At 51.8% G+C, this 16,366-nt stretch carries 18 protein-coding genes; 7 read left to right on the top strand and 11 right to left on the bottom strand.

What is annotated here, in order from left to right; all coding sequences use genetic code 11:
* The first annotated feature begins 113 nt into the window (after window positions 1–113).
* The 4 genes from PsAD5_RS07460 to PsAD5_RS07450 are packed head-to-tail and all read left to right on the top strand — an operon-like array spanning window position 114 to window position 2,042.
* Window positions 114–539: a DUF7694 domain-containing protein gene (locus tag PsAD5_RS07460; RefSeq protein ID WP_063291626.1), complete on the top strand. Its 426-nt coding sequence runs from the start codon at window positions 114–116 to the stop codon at window positions 537–539.
* Window positions 539–742: a hypothetical protein gene (locus PsAD5_RS07455; protein ID WP_063291625.1), complete on the top strand. Its 204-nt coding sequence runs from the start codon at window positions 539–541 to the stop codon at window positions 740–742. The genes PsAD5_RS07460 and PsAD5_RS07455 overlap by 1 nt, the downstream gene beginning before the upstream one ends.
* 50 nt (window positions 743–792) lie before the next feature.
* On the top strand, window positions 793–1,128 hold the full coding sequence (locus PsAD5_RS28795; RefSeq protein ID WP_084405923.1) for a helix-turn-helix domain-containing protein: 336 nt from the start codon (window positions 793–795) through the stop codon (window positions 1,126–1,128).
* Window positions 1,014–2,042 (top strand): tyrosine-type recombinase/integrase, encoded by a 1,029-nt coding sequence (locus PsAD5_RS07450; RefSeq protein WP_063291624.1) that lies wholly within the window; start codon window positions 1,014–1,016, stop codon window positions 2,040–2,042. The genes PsAD5_RS28795 and PsAD5_RS07450 overlap by 115 nt, the downstream gene beginning before the upstream one ends.
* A 252-nt stretch (window positions 2,043–2,294) precedes the next feature.
* Here PsAD5_RS07450 and PsAD5_RS07445 read toward each other — a convergent pair whose 3' ends face one another.
* The 5 genes from PsAD5_RS07445 to PsAD5_RS07425 form a co-directional block, all read right to left on the bottom strand.
* Window positions 2,295–3,701 (bottom strand): amidohydrolase, encoded by a 1,407-nt coding sequence (locus tag PsAD5_RS07445; RefSeq protein WP_063291632.1) that lies wholly within the window; start codon window positions 3,699–3,701, stop codon window positions 2,295–2,297.
* Window positions 3,702–3,897: 196 nt separating this feature from the next.
* On the bottom strand, window positions 3,898–4,674 hold the full coding sequence (locus PsAD5_RS07440; protein WP_063291623.1) for a glycoside hydrolase family 108 protein: 777 nt from the start codon (window positions 4,672–4,674) through the stop codon (window positions 3,898–3,900).
* Between the two features lie 92 nt (window positions 4,675–4,766).
* On the bottom strand, window positions 4,767–5,537 hold the full coding sequence (locus PsAD5_RS07435; RefSeq protein WP_063291622.1) for a DUF2793 domain-containing protein: 771 nt from the start codon (window positions 5,535–5,537) through the stop codon (window positions 4,767–4,769).
* Window positions 5,538–5,650: 113 nt separating this feature from the next.
* Window positions 5,651–5,956 (bottom strand): hypothetical protein, encoded by a 306-nt coding sequence (locus PsAD5_RS07430; protein ID WP_063289197.1) that lies wholly within the window; start codon window positions 5,954–5,956, stop codon window positions 5,651–5,653.
* A gap of 258 nt (window positions 5,957–6,214) precedes the next feature.
* Complete coding sequence (locus PsAD5_RS07425) at window positions 6,215–9,277, bottom strand: aminotransferase class III-fold pyridoxal phosphate-dependent enzyme (RefSeq protein ID WP_063291621.1); 3,063 nt, start codon at window positions 9,275–9,277, stop codon at window positions 6,215–6,217.
* Between the two features lie 139 nt (window positions 9,278–9,416).
* Between PsAD5_RS07425 and PsAD5_RS07420 the strand changes: the two genes are divergently transcribed.
* Window positions 9,417–9,845, top strand: coding sequence for an Lrp/AsnC family transcriptional regulator (locus tag PsAD5_RS07420; RefSeq protein WP_063289199.1), 429 nt, complete (start codon window positions 9,417–9,419; stop codon window positions 9,843–9,845).
* A gap of 102 nt (window positions 9,846–9,947) precedes the next feature.
* On the opposite strand, the gene PsAD5_RS07415 is transcribed toward PsAD5_RS07420, so the two are convergent.
* From PsAD5_RS07415 to PsAD5_RS07390, 6 genes are all read right to left on the bottom strand, one after another.
* Window positions 9,948–10,661 (bottom strand): MerR family transcriptional regulator, encoded by a 714-nt coding sequence (locus PsAD5_RS07415; protein WP_063291620.1) that lies wholly within the window; start codon window positions 10,659–10,661, stop codon window positions 9,948–9,950.
* Between the two features lie 41 nt (window positions 10,662–10,702).
* A complete protein-coding gene (locus PsAD5_RS07410; protein WP_057464306.1) occupies window positions 10,703–11,014 on the bottom strand; it encodes an integration host factor subunit alpha in 312 nt (103 codons plus the stop codon).
* Window positions 11,015–11,149: 135 nt separating this feature from the next.
* Entirely contained in the window at window positions 11,150–12,127 is a 978-nt protein-coding gene (locus tag PsAD5_RS07405; RefSeq protein WP_057464305.1) for a beta-ketoacyl-ACP synthase III, read from the bottom strand.
* 10 nt (window positions 12,128–12,137) lie between these two features.
* Complete coding sequence (gene plsX / locus PsAD5_RS07400; protein WP_063291619.1) at window positions 12,138–13,187, bottom strand: phosphate acyltransferase PlsX; 1,050 nt, start codon at window positions 13,185–13,187, stop codon at window positions 12,138–12,140.
* Between the two features lie 166 nt (window positions 13,188–13,353).
* Window positions 13,354–13,926 carry a DUF177 domain-containing protein gene (locus PsAD5_RS07395; RefSeq protein ID WP_063291618.1) on the bottom strand — a complete coding sequence of 191 codons (573 nt, stop codon included), beginning with the start codon at window positions 13,924–13,926 and terminating at the stop codon, window positions 13,354–13,356.
* Window positions 13,919–14,479 (bottom strand): ubiquinol-cytochrome C chaperone family protein, encoded by a 561-nt coding sequence (locus tag PsAD5_RS07390; RefSeq protein ID WP_208987852.1) that lies wholly within the window; start codon window positions 14,477–14,479, stop codon window positions 13,919–13,921. Before PsAD5_RS07390 ends, PsAD5_RS07395 begins: the two co-directional genes overlap by 8 nt.
* Before the next feature lie 127 nt (window positions 14,480–14,606).
* Between PsAD5_RS07390 and PsAD5_RS07385 the strand changes: the two genes are divergently transcribed.
* Both PsAD5_RS07385 and PsAD5_RS07380 read left to right on the top strand, forming a co-directional pair.
* Window positions 14,607–15,044, top strand: coding sequence for an outer membrane protein assembly factor BamE (locus PsAD5_RS07385; RefSeq protein WP_057464446.1), 438 nt, complete (start codon window positions 14,607–14,609; stop codon window positions 15,042–15,044).
* A gap of 360 nt (window positions 15,045–15,404) precedes the next feature.
* Window positions 15,405–16,313: a DUF417 family protein gene (locus tag PsAD5_RS07380; RefSeq protein ID WP_063289202.1), complete on the top strand. Its 909-nt coding sequence runs from the start codon at window positions 15,405–15,407 to the stop codon at window positions 16,311–16,313.
* The last annotated feature ends 53 nt before the right edge of the window (window positions 16,314–16,366 follow it).

The raw sequence follows: 16,366 nt of genomic DNA, 5'->3' as shown, positions 1-16,366 counted from the left end.
TAGCCACGGAAGGGTTACTCCTCCCAAGCGCGAAAGCGTCGCCTCGGCAGTAGCGGCTCAGGAAAGGCGCACCTGAGCCGCTACCCCTTCTCTCAACACTGCAAGGCACCGCAATGACAATCGACCTGACTCCATACGATCTCTCTAAGAGAGAGCAACAAAAGCTTATAAAGCGCGAGAAAATCAATCGAGCACGTGAGGACTGGGGGATATGGCAGATCAAAGAGTTTTCCGAGGGGACCGTTGGGCACGGATGGGCGGCAGAGTTCACCAGAGCGCATAAGAATGATGTGTTTAGCGTTCTGGACCGCACACTATCCAACGGCATCCACCACCTTGCAATCACGTGCCTCTCTGAAGTCCGCCCATCATGGCCCGAAATGCAACGCATTAAAGATGAGCTTGCTGGACCAACCGCCACCGCCGTCGAAGTTTACCCTCCACAGGCAGAAATCGTTGACGGTGCCAACATGTATCACCTCTGGGTCGTGACTACCTCTCTCCCTTTTTCTCTCTTCGATAACCGTAGGAGTGAGTGATGCAGCTGGAGCCCGGCATGACCCCCATTCACATCGGCATCAAGCTAACGACCAAGCCTGAGGCCTTGGCAGAGATCCTGACTGCTGTTGCTGTAAATGCTCCTCCAGAGCTTGTAGAGCAGGTCAAAGAACACATGCCAGAAGCCCTCCATGACCACACATCCAACTTTCTTGAAAAACTACTGATCGCAATAACCATCTAAACCCACCAACCGCATGTTTATACTCAGGTCGCTAGCGACTGATTTGAAGGATGATAGAAATGCCGAATAGTCAGAGAGTTAACACTGCTTCTTCTACGTCAACACCAAAGAGGACTATTGAGATGGAAGGTAGGACGATGCTAACCCCTAAAGAGGTCGCCAAGCGCTGGGGCTTGTCAGATCAAGCCATTCGTAACATGATCAACCGAGGAGAACTTCACGGCACGCGATTTGGCACAGCGTACCGCATCCCGGTTTCGGAGGTAGAGCAATGGGAGCAGAGTATAAGCTCACTAGCCACAGAGGAAAGTGGGTCGTCGAGTTCAAAGACCCAAACACAGGCAAGCGCAGAAGAATTTCGACGGGCGCGACTGAGTACCATCTAGCTGAGCGCATACTCCCCAACATCATAAAAGCCGCAGAGGGTTACACAAAACACTCTGTGGCTGATTTGTATAAACTCTGCCAACAAGACAAGAAAGCTCAAGGGAAGCGGGCCCACGAAACAATGGGCCACTATTGGAAAGCTCTCGCTCCACATTTTGGGAACAAAGTCCCAGAAGACATCACGGTACAGCATTGCAGGGATTATGCGGTATTTCGAGCGAAGCAAGGAAGAAAGCAGTCCACGTTTGTTAGTGAACTAAAATATCTACGCCTCGCGCTCAGATGGGCGGTTAAACACAAGTACCTTGATGAGGCACCATTTATCGAAGTCCCCAGTGACCCGCCTCCACGGGACAGGCATCTCACAAAAGCTGAGTTCTCAAAGCTCGTAGCCGCCGCCAACAGCCCACATATCCGTCTCGCGATAATACTACTCCTCACCACAGCTGCTCGCGTAGAGGCAATATTACAATTGACCTGGGATCGAGTTGATTTCGACAGACGAAAAATCATCTTGAAAGACCCTCTGGCAAGTATGATGCAAAAGGGCCGTGCCGTTGTGCCTATCAACGATCTATTGTACGCCGAACTCAAATCAGCTCAGATCAATAGATCCTGCGATCACGTTATAGAGTGGCGCGGCGAGTCCCTCACGAGCATCAAACGAGGGTTCAAGCGTGCAGTGGAACGGGCGAACCTGAACGATGTTTCCCCCCATGTTTTACGGCATACTGCAGCAGTTTGGATGATCGAGGCAGGTGTACCAATGGACGAAGTAAGTCAGTTTTTGGGGCACGAGAGTATCAACATTACTCGCAAGGTCTACGCTCGCTTTAGTCCAGAGTATTTGGCCAGCGCTGCAGCCGCGCTGGACGTTGGTACACTCGTACCAAGCCCAGACTGGCCCTGTTAGATTCATTGGCTTTATTGAATTAGTAAAGTGGTGCCAATTGTTAAACATCAATGAGTTGAGGTAGATGCCCGTGACTGGGGGTGAAGGGGTCGTCGGTTCAAATCCGGCCTACCCGACCATTTTTCTCACAAAACCAATATTTTTGCGGGTTGGGTCAACCTAACCTGCCGCACCGGATAATGTGCAGTTGCTTGCACAAAAAAAGGGGACTGACCAAGCCAGTCCCCTCGTAAATGTAATTCTCAATAAGACCTATTGAACAACTTCACCTTTATCGATGACTGTTTTGCGGACAACCTCAGCAAATTCCTGCGCTTCCTTTCGGATTTGATCTTCATCCACGGTCAGCACGTCACGCTTGTCCATCAGGATACGGCCATCAACAATCGAGGTGCTGACATTGGTGGCGTAAGCAGAATAGACCAGCGCAGAGTATGGGTTAAAGATTGGCACCATGTTGGGCGCTTTGGTGTCGATGATGATCACATCAGCCAGTTTCCCAACTTCCAATGATCCGATCTTATCCTCCATATGCAGCGCACGAGCAGCACCAATGGTTGCCATTTCAACCACTTTGACCGGAGGCATCGCAGCCCGGTCTTTGTTGGCCAGTTTGTGAACCTTCGCCACCTGCCCCAACTCATCAATGATGGAAAGCGTGTTGCCAGACATCGGGCCATCTGTTCCAAGTCCGATACGAAGCCCCTGATCGAACATCTTCAAGGCAGGTGCAACACCCTTCGCTGATTTGATGTTGGCACTCATATTGTGAGAGACACCAACATCATGATCCTTCAAGATCTGGATATCATCATCATTTGCTGTGATGGCATGCGCTGCCACCCAATGTTTTGACAATGCTCCGATTTCCGCCATGTAACCGATTGGCGTTTTGCCGGGCATCCGCTTTTCAATCTTCTCACTTTCACGAGAAGATTCAGACAGATGGATCAGGACCGGAACATCCTTCTCTTGCGCCAGTTCATTTACCTTCACGAGCACTTCAGTTGTGTTTGTATACGGCGCATGAGGTGCAAATGCTGGTGTGATCCGCGGATGGTCTTTATATTCCTCAATGAAGTTCAAAGCATAGTTGATGCCCTCTTCTGCATTTTTAGCATCCGCCACCGGAAACTTGATCACAGTCTCACCAAGCACAGCGCGCATACCGATCTGGTCGACCGTCTTCGCAACTTCATCCTCAAAGTAATACATATCAGCATAGGTGGTGACGCCACCCTTCAGCATCTCCACATTACCAAGGTTTGCACCAATACGAACCATATCACGCGAGACGAGCGCCCCTTCCAACGGGAAGATATACCGATGCAGGCGATCAGGAACATCATCAGCCAGTGAGCGGAACACAGTCATAGAAACGTGGGTGTGCGCATTGATCATGCCGGGCATAACAATATCGCCATCCGCATCGATGGTTTTGTCGGCACTATAGTCAGCACTGTCAGACCCATCAGACACCGCAACAATCTTGTTGCCCTTGATTGCCACAAGCCCACGGTCATAAACGGTTTTTTGTGCATCCATGGTCAGAACGTGCGCGTTGGTGATCAGCAGATCAACCACCTCACCCGCATGCGCATGCGCATGTGTAAGAGCCGTAAAACCAAGAAGAAGAGAAATGAAGCTAAGTTTTTTCATGGAACCTGCAATGCCTTTCCAGCAGTTCAGAATTTGGATGCCCGGTTGTAATGGGAGAACCTGCAAGCACACTAAAACGTCCTTAGCAGAACGTCATTGGTAGTTCCCATTACAGATTGCCCGATGCTCCAAAATCGCTGGGGAGCTTTACGGCACCGCTGCGTAAGCTCCCTTCCAGTCGCAGTGCCGCTCAAATCTATGCCATTCGCTCTTTCTGGATCATCAGATAGCCACCAATGCCTGCTGCAACAACAAGCGCAAAAGCAAACGCCCACTGCAACGGCCCGGAACCAGCAAGCATGCCGGATATGCCGGAAATCAGAACCCCGGCCTTACTCACGCCCTCTGGCGTCAACCAGGTGCTCATTGCAGAGGTTTCTTCGCCCCGCGCTTTGGCAGCCCCATCCGGCACAACGCCATCACGGACACGCAATGTTTGAACCGCTGACGCTGGCGATTTGATCAACTCAAGTGACCGTTGCTGAACATCCCTCACCCGGCGCATCCATCCATTTTTGTTGTAGGGCCAGTTCTTAAGCCGCTTCATGAAACGCAAGCGCTCAGCAGAAAGTGTACCCACCAGATCACGGAGATTGTGCGTCTTGAGTGCCCCAAGCGTTTCAACACCAGCCAGACCATCAGCAGCAACGCCCAGAATACTCTGAAGCGTCTTGACCGCCCGCGCAGGTCCTGAGTTCACGGCGAAATCAAAAAGCGCATAGTCCAAGCCCGAAGGCATTTTGTCTCCCTTCACAGCATCCCAATACTGTGCCCGAAAGATATCGACAGCCTCAGCCTGCTCCATAGACCGCACCTCCTGAACGCTGACAGTTTCCCCCCGCCATGCACTCAAGGTCTTCTGTGTGATGCCAAAGTTTGTAGGACCACCCGGATCAGCCTTCCGGCTTCGATGGGTAAACCCTCCTTCACTCTCAAGCAAGTCCGAAACGATCAGTTGAAAGGTATCTTGCATCTCTCACTCTCCTAATAAAAAACGGGAGCCAAAGCCCCCGTGCAAACACAAAAAAGACCGCAGATGCGGCCTATGAAATTCAAAGATATCGCTCAGGTCTGCGGCACCACTGGCAGGAAGAAATGTAAGGACAATCGAACCTTGCCTCCGGTAAAGCTGCCAGTATTCGCAGTAATCCGGACTGGCGTGTCCGCATAATACGCAGTTGGTCCAATCACGCCTGCATTATTAGAACCAACGGCAATCCCCAAAGAGCCTCCAAACTTGCCAGCCTCACCAGCAGTTCCGCAATCGTAGGAGCTTGCACCCGTGACAGCCTCAACCACGCGGGTGGACACACAAAACACGATTGCACGGGAGGGAATAACCAAAGAGCTTTCAGTAAAACCGCCAGAAACGGTGATCAGCTCATCTGCGGTCACAAACTGGCTCTGCGCACCATGAGCGCTCTCGCTCAGCACAGTCTTTTCCTGCTGAAAGGCCGCACCGCCGGTAACGTCATCAACGCCCAGTCCAGCGACAGAAGAATACCCAATCCATTTACCATCTGAGTAAACCTGCATCGCGCCAAGGCTTTGCACCCAGGCCGCCCAACCTTCAACTGGAGCTAAAAATCGCCAGATATCACCATCAAAGGCCGCGATCTTACTCTCCTGTCCTGCAAAAGCACCTGTCGCAGCTGCAGGAACGATATAACGCTCCCCTTCTGCGGGGCCTGCAGGTGGTGCACTCACACTGTTGGAAACAACGCAAAGCTGCACAACCAGATCAACAAGTGCCAAAGCCTCGTTGTGCGTGACATGCTTTTGCGCTTGAGCAGCTGCCAGAAATGGCAGTTTAAGATGCGATGTCGTCTCACTCATCATGATCCCCATAGATCGCCTAGCCTACGCAAAAGCGTACCATCCAGCGCAACAAGGGGGATAAGTTGAGATCAGAGCCGCAGGCAGATCAGCCCGCAGCAGCAATCAAAAGCTTAGGCAACGTGGCGACCAGTACCATCACCAGCCAGAGACCAGATACGCGTGCGGTTGCGAGCCATTTTCTCGTCAACGGCAAATGAAAGCTCAGCACCATGCAAACCAACAAGACGATGCAGCAGGATCGCAATCTCCGCGGCATCAGCAGCGACATCACGTGAACTCTCGCCGCTTTCGACAGCCAGTTGCAGAGCGGCAAGCTCTTCTTTTGCCCGCGCAATCAACGCATTCAGGTCAGCCACTTGCCCAAAGGTTCGCTCACCCCAGGCCGTAATGCTTGCACTGCTTTCAATGGTTACCATGTTCGCCCACCTTCAAACTCTGGGGCCTGTTCTTTAAAGGATGGCAAGCCAACCTGTTCTAAAACAAACCCAAAACAACAAGCCGGAGCGCTCAGGACGTTGCGATCAAGAGCGACGCCTCCGGATTTTGAACATGAATTGAACTCACCCTTACCTTCATCCCGTTAGCCCTCAGGACAAAGAAAAAGCGGAGACAACTTCCTGTCCCCGCCTATTCTTCAGGTAAAAAAGGCCAGACTTTGGCCCTTTTTTGATAGTTTACATGGTTTCCAGAGCTGAAACAGACTCATTCATGGCCTGATCAAGGACATCCAGCAGGTAATCCGCATTTTCCTTAGAAAAAATCATCGGTGGCCGCATCTTCAACACATTGTCATAAGGCCCCTCGGTTCCCATCAGAATACCAAGGTCTTTTGCGCGGTTGGCAATACGTTTCGCCATATCTGTTGCAGGCTCTTTGGTACGCCGGTCTTTCACCAGCTCGATACCAAGGAATAGTCCCATCCCGCGCACATCGCCAACAAACTCATACTTTTCCATCATCTTTCGGAAGCCCGAAAGGATGTAATCACCAACAACACGCGCATTCTCACGCAATCCATCCCGCTCAATCACGTTCAGCACAGAAAGCCCGACAGCACAGGAGACCGGATTACCGCCAAAGGTGTTGAAGTATTCCATGCCATTGTTAAAGCTGGCAGCAACCTCGCGAGTGGTCACAAGCGCGGCCATAGGATGACCACTGCCAATCGGCTTGCCCATAGTAACCACATCCGGCGTCACACCTTGTGTTTCAAAAGCCCACCAATGCGATCCGACACGGCCAAACCCAACCTGCACTTCATCAGCAACGCACAGGCCACCCTCCGCACGGATCAGCTTGTAGACCTCCTCCAGATAGCCATCTGGCATGAACACCTGACCAGCCACACTTGGAATTGATTCAGCAATGAAGAATGCTGGGGCACGGCCTTGTTTTTTCATCAAGTCCAGCTGCTCAGCAACATTTTGCACATAACGTGCAGCGATCTCCTCAGGTGCCCAGTCAGCCGGAGCACGATAGGCGTCCGGAATAGCTGCCTCAAACACATGATCAGGCCGTCCTTTACCACCGTTGCGCTTGTATTTGTAAGGGCTCAGCGCAATCAGCTCAGGTGTCGTGCCATGATAAGCCCAATCCAGAACAACTGCATCACGACGCCCGGTATGCGCCTCTGCCATGCGAAGCATCAGGCTGTTCGCCTCACTGCCCGTACACACAAACGAAGCAACCGCCAGATCATCCGGCAGTGTCGCTGTCAGACGCTCAGAGTACTCAACGATGTTGTCGTGCAAATACCGTGTATTGGTGTTGAGCAAACCCGCCTGATGAGACAAGGCCTCAACCACATCTGGATGTGCATGACCCAGATGGCAGACATTGTTAAAACAGTCCAGATAAGCCCGCCCGCGATGGTCGATAAGGTAAGCCCCCTCGCCACGCACAAACTTGATCGGTTCGCTGTATGAGATGGAAAGGTTCGGCAGCAGATTTTGACGGCGCGATGAAACGATATCGCAGACTGATCGTCCAGCACTGCCCAGTGTTTCTTGCGGGAGCCCGGCAAAATCGATAGCGGACGGGAACAAATCTGCCCACACATCAAGATACTTCTCTTCACCAACACCAAGGATTTCTTCGGCACTCAAAGAAACATCTGCACATAGCTGTAGGTGAAGATGGGGAGCCCAGCCACCATTTTCATCTTCTGCACCCAGATACCCAACTGTCTCACCGGCCTTGATCACATCACCCACGCTCAATCGGCTCGCCGCCTCATGCGCCATGTGCCCCCAAAGGCTCACAAACGGCTGACCGCAATCCGTTTCATGATCCAGCGCAATCATGCAGCCATAACCAAGCGGATCCGTCTCAATCACCACAGACCGCACTTTTCCATCCATAGGCGCACAAACACGGGTTCCTGACGGCAGGAACAAATCAAACCCCAGATGGTTCCGGCGACGCTCTCCCTCAATGAAACGACTCTCAAAGAAGTCGGAGGAATAAACACTACGGCTTTCACCCCATGGCCCAATGCCAAGTTCAACGCCATGCGCCTCGCAGTACTCTTCCCACCATTCCTGTGCAGCTTCTGGCTGTCGATCACGAGACGTCACAGTCATCTCATTCTCAGGATCAGCATAAGGCACCAGCGCCTTGGACATGAGCTTGGGATGGCGCGCAAACAACGGGGCAAATGAGTTCCGGTTTTTTGCACAAAACGCCGCCACCTTCCGAGCACCCGGCACCGCATCAAAGCCACAGGCCTTGCGCAGGATTGCAGTCGCAAATGATGGTTTCATGCCATAAAGTTTGTAAAGCAGGTTCCAGGCTGGTGTTTCACTGACAGCAAGGTATGGATTGTCGTCGGTCTCCTCTTTCCGCAGAGCAGACAAACTCACGCTCGTCACCAACCGCATCGCAATCAGATCAAAGAGAAGATCAACCTCCCCTTCTTCCAACGGATACTCAGCATGGTAGGCAGCAGCCAAATCAGCAGCAGCTCCAATCGGATCAGGCACCTCCATAATCGTATAGGCCGCCGCAATTGCAACTTCCGCAATCACAGGCGTATGCAGGCTGTCACCAAAATCAATCAGACCACAGACGCGGGAATGATCTTCTGGATCAACCAGCACATTCCAGTCATTTGCATCATTGTGAATGACAGCAGCTCTCAAGTCGGCAAGCTGCGGAGCAACAATCCCGTCAAACCGATCAATAAAGTACTCAACCACGCGCCGCTGATCAGGATCACCAATGGCACTCAGGCGCGCACGCGCATCACCAGCCGCACGTAAATCCCACTCAAAACTACGTAAAGCACCTGGATGCACAAAACCACGCAGCGCCTTATCCATCTTGCCAAGCAGCGTCCCCAAACTGGCAACAACACCATCTTCACGCTGAGTTTCAGCCAACGGCACCCCTGGAACCCAGGAAACCACACGCATGGCATGAGATGCTCCATCCGGTCCGGCGACACTCTGCGTGGCTCCACCATCCTTTGTCAGGCGCAGGCGCGGCATAGGCAAATCCGGAGAGGACACAGCAAGATGCTGCAGCATGGCTGTCTGGAAGCCAGTCTCAGCGTCGGGCTCACTGGCATTAACAAGCTTAACCGTCCAGCGGGTGCCATCCTCTGCATCAAGGCGATGGTTCTGGTCGCGCTCGCTTTCCAATGGAGACAAGTCACCTTTCAGGTTCCAATGCTCCAGCAGAAGGGCTGCAATGGTATCGCGGTCAAAATTAGGGGCGGGATGGCTAATATCAGTCATAAGTCTCTCCGGTTGCCCGGAATATAACGCACACTGATATTTCAGAACACCGACTTTATGTCAGTTGCACCGCCACTATGTCGCGATTAATAAGTATTTTAACGGCACTCTTCCTGATAGCCCACGCAGAGGAATCTCAATGCTCGACACCACCGATCGCGAGATTATCGCGATCCTTTCCAAAGAAGCCCGTATCCCGATCAAAACACTGGCAGCCCGTATCAACCTGTCTCGCAGTGCCACCAGTGAACGCATCACACGGCTGGAGAACAACGGCACAATTCGAGGCTACAGGGCAGACATTGGTGGTCTCGATCCCACACACATCTCCGCCTTCCTGTTCATCCGCCTATCACGCACACCCATGCGCGAAATCCTGGACATATTGGCAGCGTTTCCAGAAATTAAACGCGTGAGTTCGGTAAGTGGAGAGCTCGACCTTGTGGTCGAAGTCGTTGCCTCCTCAATGGAGATGCTCAACAACGTCAGAGACGCCATCGCATCCACTGACGGTGTTAAGGACCTGACAACCACAGTCATTTTGCGGGATGAATTTCAGCGCACCTGAAACAGCAAAGGGCGCCGACTGCAATAAAGCAGTACCTGACGCCCTTAAACCAACGCTCAGGTCAGCGTTCCACCAACCCAAGACCCTATCATTTTTTGCAGATTATCGCGCCTGATCCAGCATACGCTTACACTCTAACAGCTCAAAAAGCGTGGATTGCAACCGGTCAACATTGTCCTTGGAAAGTCCAGCAGACCCAGCTGTCTCTTCCTTTTCAGAACCCATCAAGCGATCCATGAAGCCAAACGCCCCATGCCCGCCTTTGCCATGCTGATCCGGCTCGTCATCCGGCAACAGACCGGACGGCAATGGCATCTGCGGCTCAGGTTCGCTCTCAAGCGGAAGCACCGCCTGCTCTTCAACAGACCGCTCAGCAACCCAGTCTTCCTGCGGCTCATACATCTCTTCAGGAGACGACATGATAGCCTGTGCAACTGCAGCTTCCGCCGCACTGCGCACTGAACCCTCAGAAACTTGGGATGGATCAGGTGCTACGCCCACAGGCGTATTGGCGCTGGACGAGGTTGGGATGACAACGCCACCACCCTCTTTCCAAACGTCCATAACGACGCGCACGCCTTGCTCTCGCAAAATACGTTGCACGCCTTTAATCGTATAGCCTTCCCCATAGAGCAAATGGCGAATACCGCGCAAAAGCTCAAGGTCGTCAGGTCTGTAGTAGCGCCGTCCACCGCCTCTTTTCAGAGGCCTGATCTGGGTAAATCGTGTTTCCCAGAACCGCAGAACGTGCTGCGGTAGATCCAGTTCACTCGCTACTTCACTAATTGTTCGGAACGCGTCGGCGCTCTTCTCCACGATGCAGACCCTCTAAACCTTACTATTATCGGGGCAGCAAATTAGCTGGCGCCCTCAACCAGAGCATCATTAATGCGCTGCTTAAGAACATTGCTTGGCTTGAATACCATAACCCGGCGTGGAGAGATCGGAACTTCCTCACCTGTTTTTGGGTTACGGCCAATGCGTTCACCTTTTGAGCGAACAACAAAAGAGCCAAAGCTAGACAATTTGACAGACTCGCCGCCTTCCAGGCTGGCAGAAATTTCTGCAAGTACCTGCTCAACGAGTTCGGCAGATTCAGTCCGAGATAGGCCGACTTTCTGGTAAACCGCTTCACATAAATCAGCGCGGGTTACAGTGTGACTACCCATTCCACCCTCCTCCGGTAAAGCCATGATCCGTAAGAATAAAGCTTGCTTTCAACAAGTTACGGTATGGCCAACCGGCGTCAGGGTCAACAGCTCATTTGCTAAGAAATGCAACCCTCTGGGGTTTTTTGCCGCTTTTTACCACTTAAGGAGTACGGAACCCCAGGTAAAGCCGCCGCCCATTGCTTCCAGCATGATCAGATCTCCCTTTTTGACCTTGCCAGCTTTAACAATGCTGTCCAGCGCCAAAGGAATCGATGCGGCTGAAGTGTTGCCGTGCTCGGAAACTGTTTTCACTACCTTTTCAGGAGCGATGCCAAGTTTCTTAGCAGAAGCATCAATGATGCGCTGGTTCGCCTGGTGCGGCACAAACCAGTCCAGATCTTCCGCAGTTGTGCCAGTGGCATCAAAGGCAGCTTCAATCACATCAGTGACCATGCCAACCGCGTGTTTGAACACTTCACGGCCCTGCATGCGCAAATGACCAGCTGTCTGCGTGGTGGAAGGACCACCATCCACAAAGAGCTTTTCTTTGTGACGGCCATCAGAACGCAAATGACAGGTCAACACACCGCTGGTCTCAGCAGAAGCCTCACCTTCCTGCGCTTCCATGACAACAGCGCCAGCGCCATCACCAAACAGAACGCAAGTCGTACGGTCTTCCCAATCCAGAATGCGGGAGAATGTTTCAGCGCCAATTACAAGTGCGCGCTTAGCCAGACCACCGCGCAGGTATGCGTCGGCAGTGGTAACCGCATAAACAAAACCAGAGCAAACAGCCTGAACGTCAAACGCAAAACCGTGGTTGATACCAAGTTCGGCCTGCACAGCAACAGCCGTTGCTGGGAACGTATTGTCAGGTGTTGAAGTTGCCAGAATGATCAGATCAATGTCCTGCGCATCAACACCGGCATTTTCCAGCGCAGCCTTGGCAGCATTCACTGCAAGGTGAGACGTAAACTCACCTTCTGCCGCTATATGACGGTTCTTGATCCCGGTACGCTGAACGATCCACTCATCAGAAGTGTCAACAATCTCGGTAAGCTGCTGGTTAGTAAGTGCTTTTTCAGGCAGATAGCTGCCACAGCCCAAAAATACAGAGCGAAGTGCCTTCACTTTAAACCCTTCAGTTTTCTACAGCCTCTGAGAAACGACCACGATGGTAGTTTGCCAGATCCTCGGAGATCTTTTTAATCAATTCATTCTTGGCCATATCATAGGCAAGTTCAATGGCAGCACCAAAACCTTCAGCGTCTGTTCCGCCATGGCTTTTGATAACAATCCCATTGAGCCCAAGAAAGACCCCGCCATTGACTTTCCGCGGATCCATTTTCGCCCGAAGACGCTCGAAAGCACCTCGTGCAAAAAAGTAACCGATTTTCGCCATAAGCGTACGTTTCATAGCAGCCCGTAGGTAGCCAGCAAACTGTTTTGCGGTTCCCTCAGCTGTTTTGAGTGCAATATTGCCGGCAAACCCTTCGGTCACAACAACATCAACGGTGCCTTTACCAATGTCATCACCCTCGACAAAGCCGGAGTAAACAAGGTTTGGAGGAGACAGTTCGCGCAGCATTTTGCCTGCTGTACGCACTTCCTCAACACCCTTCACCTCTTCAACACCAATATTAAGGAGACCAACAGTCGGCTGTTTCACACCATGAACGGAACGACACATAGCGCCGCCCAAAATAGCAAAGTCGATCAGCTGCTGCGCATCCGCGCCAATTGTAGCACCCACATCAAGCACAATGGATTCACCGCGAAGTGTCGGCCACATTGCCGCAATCGCAGGACGCTCAATACCAGACATGGTGCGCAGGCAAAACTTGGACATCGCCATCAGCGCGCCCGTATTGCCTGCGGAAACAGCAACATCTGCTTCAGAATTTTTGACCGCAGCGATCGCATTCCACATGGAAGATTTACCGCGGCCCTTGCGCAAAGCCTGACTCGGTTTTTCGTCCATGCCAATCGACACATCGGTATGATGAACAACGGATGCCTGCTTCAGACGAGGGTATTCCTCGAGCATTGGCTCGATGACTTTACTGTCACCGAAAAGTAGGAATTCGATATTCGGGCAGCGTTGCAGCACCTGATCAGCACCAGGCAGCACCACCTCAACACCGTAATCCCCCCCCATAGCATCAAGAGAAATACGTATTTTTTCAGACATTTCCAATTTCTTGCCTTGTCCCAACAAAGTCTGCCCTTGTATCGGCAGACCTCGGAATAGTTAAGAGCATTTTCCCTAAGTTCAGTGGAAATGCGCGTCGCGAAGATACTCGATTATAAACGTCTCGCAACACCCACCTCTAAAAAACCTTTGCAGCAATCTAAGATTATTTTTTGCCTTTAAGGGCTTCTAGTGCAGCAAACGGAGAAGGCTTCTGCTCTTCATCCTGTTTCAGTTCTTCCTCCGGGTCCGGAGCATATTTGTCATCCATTTCAACCCCTTTAGCCCGAGGAAATGGATCCAGACCCAACGCAAAGTGTTCACAAACAACAGCTCCGAAGTCCACCTGCGGGCCTTCGAAATAATCCGGCGGATCACTCTCATCAATATCCAGATCTACTTCCAAGGTATCATCATCACTTCGACGACGCCCCCGGGAATCTTGATCCGGCAAAAATGTACGATCGAACTCTTCGTCCACCAGGCACTCAACTGGCTCAAGCGTAACAACACATTGTTGAATAGCTTTGGCGCGGATGTGACCGCGCACCGCCAGTCCATCACGGCGCCACGGACGCACTTCAAGGTTGGCTTCGAACTCAGGCAGCTCTATCAAATCATAGGCCTTGGCGATCTGCGTCCGCTCATTCTCATTGAGGACAAGCTTTAGCTGTTTGGTTTTCTTACCAAGACGCACCGCATCGAATAAATAGGCCCACGGGTATTCAGTTTCAGCCATCGCTGGCGCTTTCCCTTATAAGTTCGATCTTTGGAGCCACAAATTTGACGTCGCCCGCAAGAATTTCATGGGTTGGAAGAGCAGCAAGGCCTTCCACCGCTTCATGCATGTAATGAACCAGCGCTCTTATCGCAACAGCTTCACCGCTCTCGCCATAAATGTTTCTTACAAAGGCCTCAAATAGAGCGGAATTGTCCTTGTTTTCCAGAGCCTGCATATAGCTGGCTGTGCGTCCGTAAAACGATTCGACCATAATTCGAACCCGTTTACGCACACCTTCGTCGCCAATACCGATCTCTCGCATGCTCTGGTCCATATCCTGAAAAAAATAATCGAATACAGCCTGTGCAAATTTCCGGGACGCCTTATCTTCGCCTCCTAACCGGTGAAAGACACAAAAAGCGTGCAAAACAATCATCTCGAAGCGACCTTCGCTCGTATCAGGTATACCATAGTGCTGATAAAACACTGGTAGTCGTGCCTGCGCGACGATCCGCTCGTAAGTTGTTCTGACGGATGTGTCTTTACGTCGACGGAAAAAACCGAAGATCATGGCACCTCTCTTGCGCTTGTCGAGTTACTTGTGTGACTGCCACGAGGATGGCATAAGCACAAGTCTGAATCTAAACCGCTTGCTTGCTGCATTTTGCTGCAATTTGCAAGCCAACAGGATGTTTGGAATGATTGCATTCGCACGCCGTACTGTGTTCCTCGCTTTTTTGAGCCTGCCACTTGCCGGCTGCTTCACCCAGACACTGACACATGGCCAGGTTGTTTCACCTGATTCAATTCAAGATGTTCAAGTCGGTTCCAGCCGTGAGCAGGTAGAACTTCTCCTTGGTAGCCCGTCCACCACATCTAATCTGGACGGTGAAGCTTACTATTATATCTCGCAAAAGAGCGAAACAGTGGCATTCTGGTCTCCGTCAATCGTCGACCAACGTGTTGTCGCTGTTTACTTTGATAAAGATGGTTATGTGAAGTCCGTTGCTGATTACGGCATTGAAGACGGAAAAGTCTTTGATTACCTCGGCAGAAAAACACGCACCGGCGGTGCTGATTATGGTCTCCTGACGCAGATCCTGCGTGGAGCTGCAAATCCATCAATCGGTCTCTAAGACCCGCCCATCACGAGTTTAAAAAACGGCGCCTGTTTTTCAGGCGCCGTTTTTTTTTTGCGTTCAAAGCCAACAGGCCAGGCTGCTCTATCCCATTCATATCGCGAATGCTGCCAAATCCTAAGCTTCATGCTTAAAATCACGCCGGTGTTATTGGAGGTTTGCTACATGTGATCCTGTATTGAGGAGTTATACGCATTCTGGCCGTCTTCTTCCGTGGTTTCTTCAAGGCATTAGAGCGCGTTCCTTTTGATTGGAAACAATCAAACGACAAGAATTCGCTCCACCAAGGATGTTAGATCGCGATGCGTGAATGCAAATAAACGCGACGTGCTCTAACGACAAACGCGAAGTAAAATCATGACGCACTCCTCTACTGCCCTCAAAAAAATTACAGATCTGCGCCCCTCAGATCACGCTCTTTTTATCTATCTCACACTCGTCACAGCAACCTACCTGATCTGGGTTGGCCTGCTAAAGCTGACAGGTCCGGAACATCAGCAAATCGAGTTCTGGCTCGGCAACAGCCCCATATTCAGTGGAGTGGTTCAAGCACTCGGCGTGCCTCTCACCGGCGTTCTGATGGCTCTTTTTGAAGTCCCGGCAGGCATTCTGGTTCTGCTTGGCCTGAAAGATCGCCGCCTTGGCATTCTTGGCTGCCTGATGGCCATGCTGATCTTCGCCCTGAACTTCCTTTACCTGTTCACAAACCCTGTGTGGATGGATGCTCTCGGAGGTTTCCCGATTATAGGCTCCGGCCAAAACCTCCTGAAGTACCTCTCCATGTTTGCAATCCCGGCGTACATCCTCGGGCATCACATGCACACAGCTGGCAAGGAGCAGACCGCAGGCTCTCTCAAAAAGCTGGCCGTGTTCGCAAGCTTCGCTGGTATCGCACTGGTCATGGGCTGGATCGGCGCCATGAAGTTTTATGAGTTTGAGGCACAAGGCATTGTCCGCCTGATGCAGTCCAACATCCTCTTCAGCTGGACCTATCAGATCTGGGATGTTCAGGGCGCTTCCAACTTCATCGGTATCGTTGAGTGGGTCTTCCTGCTGCTGCTGCTCTGCCTGCCATTCAATCGCTTCCTCGGCGGTCTAGGTGTCCTCGGCATCGCTGCTACAGCACTCGGCACCCTCACCTTCATGTTCTCCGTACCGGGCTGGGATGCGGATTCATTCTTCCCTCTCCTCAACCGTACAGGCATCTTCGTGCTGAAAGACCAGTTCCTGCTCGCAGCAGCCATCATCCTTTGGCGCAATTACTAAGCAGCGCATAGACAGCAATGATAGGAAAGCCGGTGTTCCATAAGGAGCACCGG

This window comes from Pseudovibrio sp. Ad5, assembly GCF_001623095.1.
In the GTDB taxonomy this organism is placed as follows: domain Bacteria; phylum Pseudomonadota; class Alphaproteobacteria; order Rhizobiales; family Stappiaceae; genus Pseudovibrio.
This window is presented reverse-complemented; position numbering and strand designations above follow the sequence as displayed.

Coding starts and splice junctions, on each gene's coding strand:
- PsAD5_RS07460 (WP_063291626.1), top strand. CDS start 114: ATGACAATCGACCTGACTCCATACGATCTCTCTAAGAGAGAGCAACAA.
- PsAD5_RS07455 (WP_063291625.1), top strand. CDS start 539: ATGCAGCTGGAGCCCGGCATGACCCCCATTCACATCGGCATCAAGCTA.
- PsAD5_RS28795 (WP_084405923.1), top strand. CDS start 793: ATGATAGAAATGCCGAATAGTCAGAGAGTTAACACTGCTTCTTCTACG.
- PsAD5_RS07450 (WP_063291624.1), top strand. CDS start 1,014: ATGGGAGCAGAGTATAAGCTCACTAGCCACAGAGGAAAGTGGGTCGTC.
- PsAD5_RS07445 (WP_063291632.1), bottom strand. CDS start 3,701: ATGAAAAAACTTAGCTTCATTTCTCTTCTTCTTGGTTTTACGGCTCTT.
- PsAD5_RS07440 (WP_063291623.1), bottom strand. CDS start 4,674: ATGCAAGATACCTTTCAACTGATCGTTTCGGACTTGCTTGAGAGTGAA.
- PsAD5_RS07435 (WP_063291622.1), bottom strand. CDS start 5,537: ATGAGTGAGACGACATCGCATCTTAAACTGCCATTTCTGGCAGCTGCT.
- PsAD5_RS07430 (WP_063289197.1), bottom strand. CDS start 5,956: ATGGTAACCATTGAAAGCAGTGCAAGCATTACGGCCTGGGGTGAGCGA.
- PsAD5_RS07425 (WP_063291621.1), bottom strand. CDS start 9,277: ATGACTGATATTAGCCATCCCGCCCCTAATTTTGACCGCGATACCATT.
- PsAD5_RS07420 (WP_063289199.1), top strand. CDS start 9,417: ATGCTCGACACCACCGATCGCGAGATTATCGCGATCCTTTCCAAAGAA.
- PsAD5_RS07410 (WP_057464306.1), bottom strand. CDS start 11,014: ATGGGTAGTCACACTGTAACCCGCGCTGATTTATGTGAAGCGGTTTAC.
- plsX (WP_063291619.1), bottom strand. CDS start 13,187: ATGTCTGAAAAAATACGTATTTCTCTTGATGCTATGGGGGGGGATTAC.
- PsAD5_RS07395 (WP_063291618.1), bottom strand. CDS start 13,926: ATGGCTGAAACTGAATACCCGTGGGCCTATTTATTCGATGCGGTGCGT.
- PsAD5_RS07390 (WP_208987852.1), bottom strand. CDS start 14,479: ATGATCTTCGGTTTTTTCCGTCGACGTAAAGACACATCCGTCAGAACA.
- PsAD5_RS07385 (WP_057464446.1), top strand. CDS start 14,607: ATGATTGCATTCGCACGCCGTACTGTGTTCCTCGCTTTTTTGAGCCTG.
- PsAD5_RS07380 (WP_063289202.1), top strand. CDS start 15,405: ATGACGCACTCCTCTACTGCCCTCAAAAAAATTACAGATCTGCGCCCC.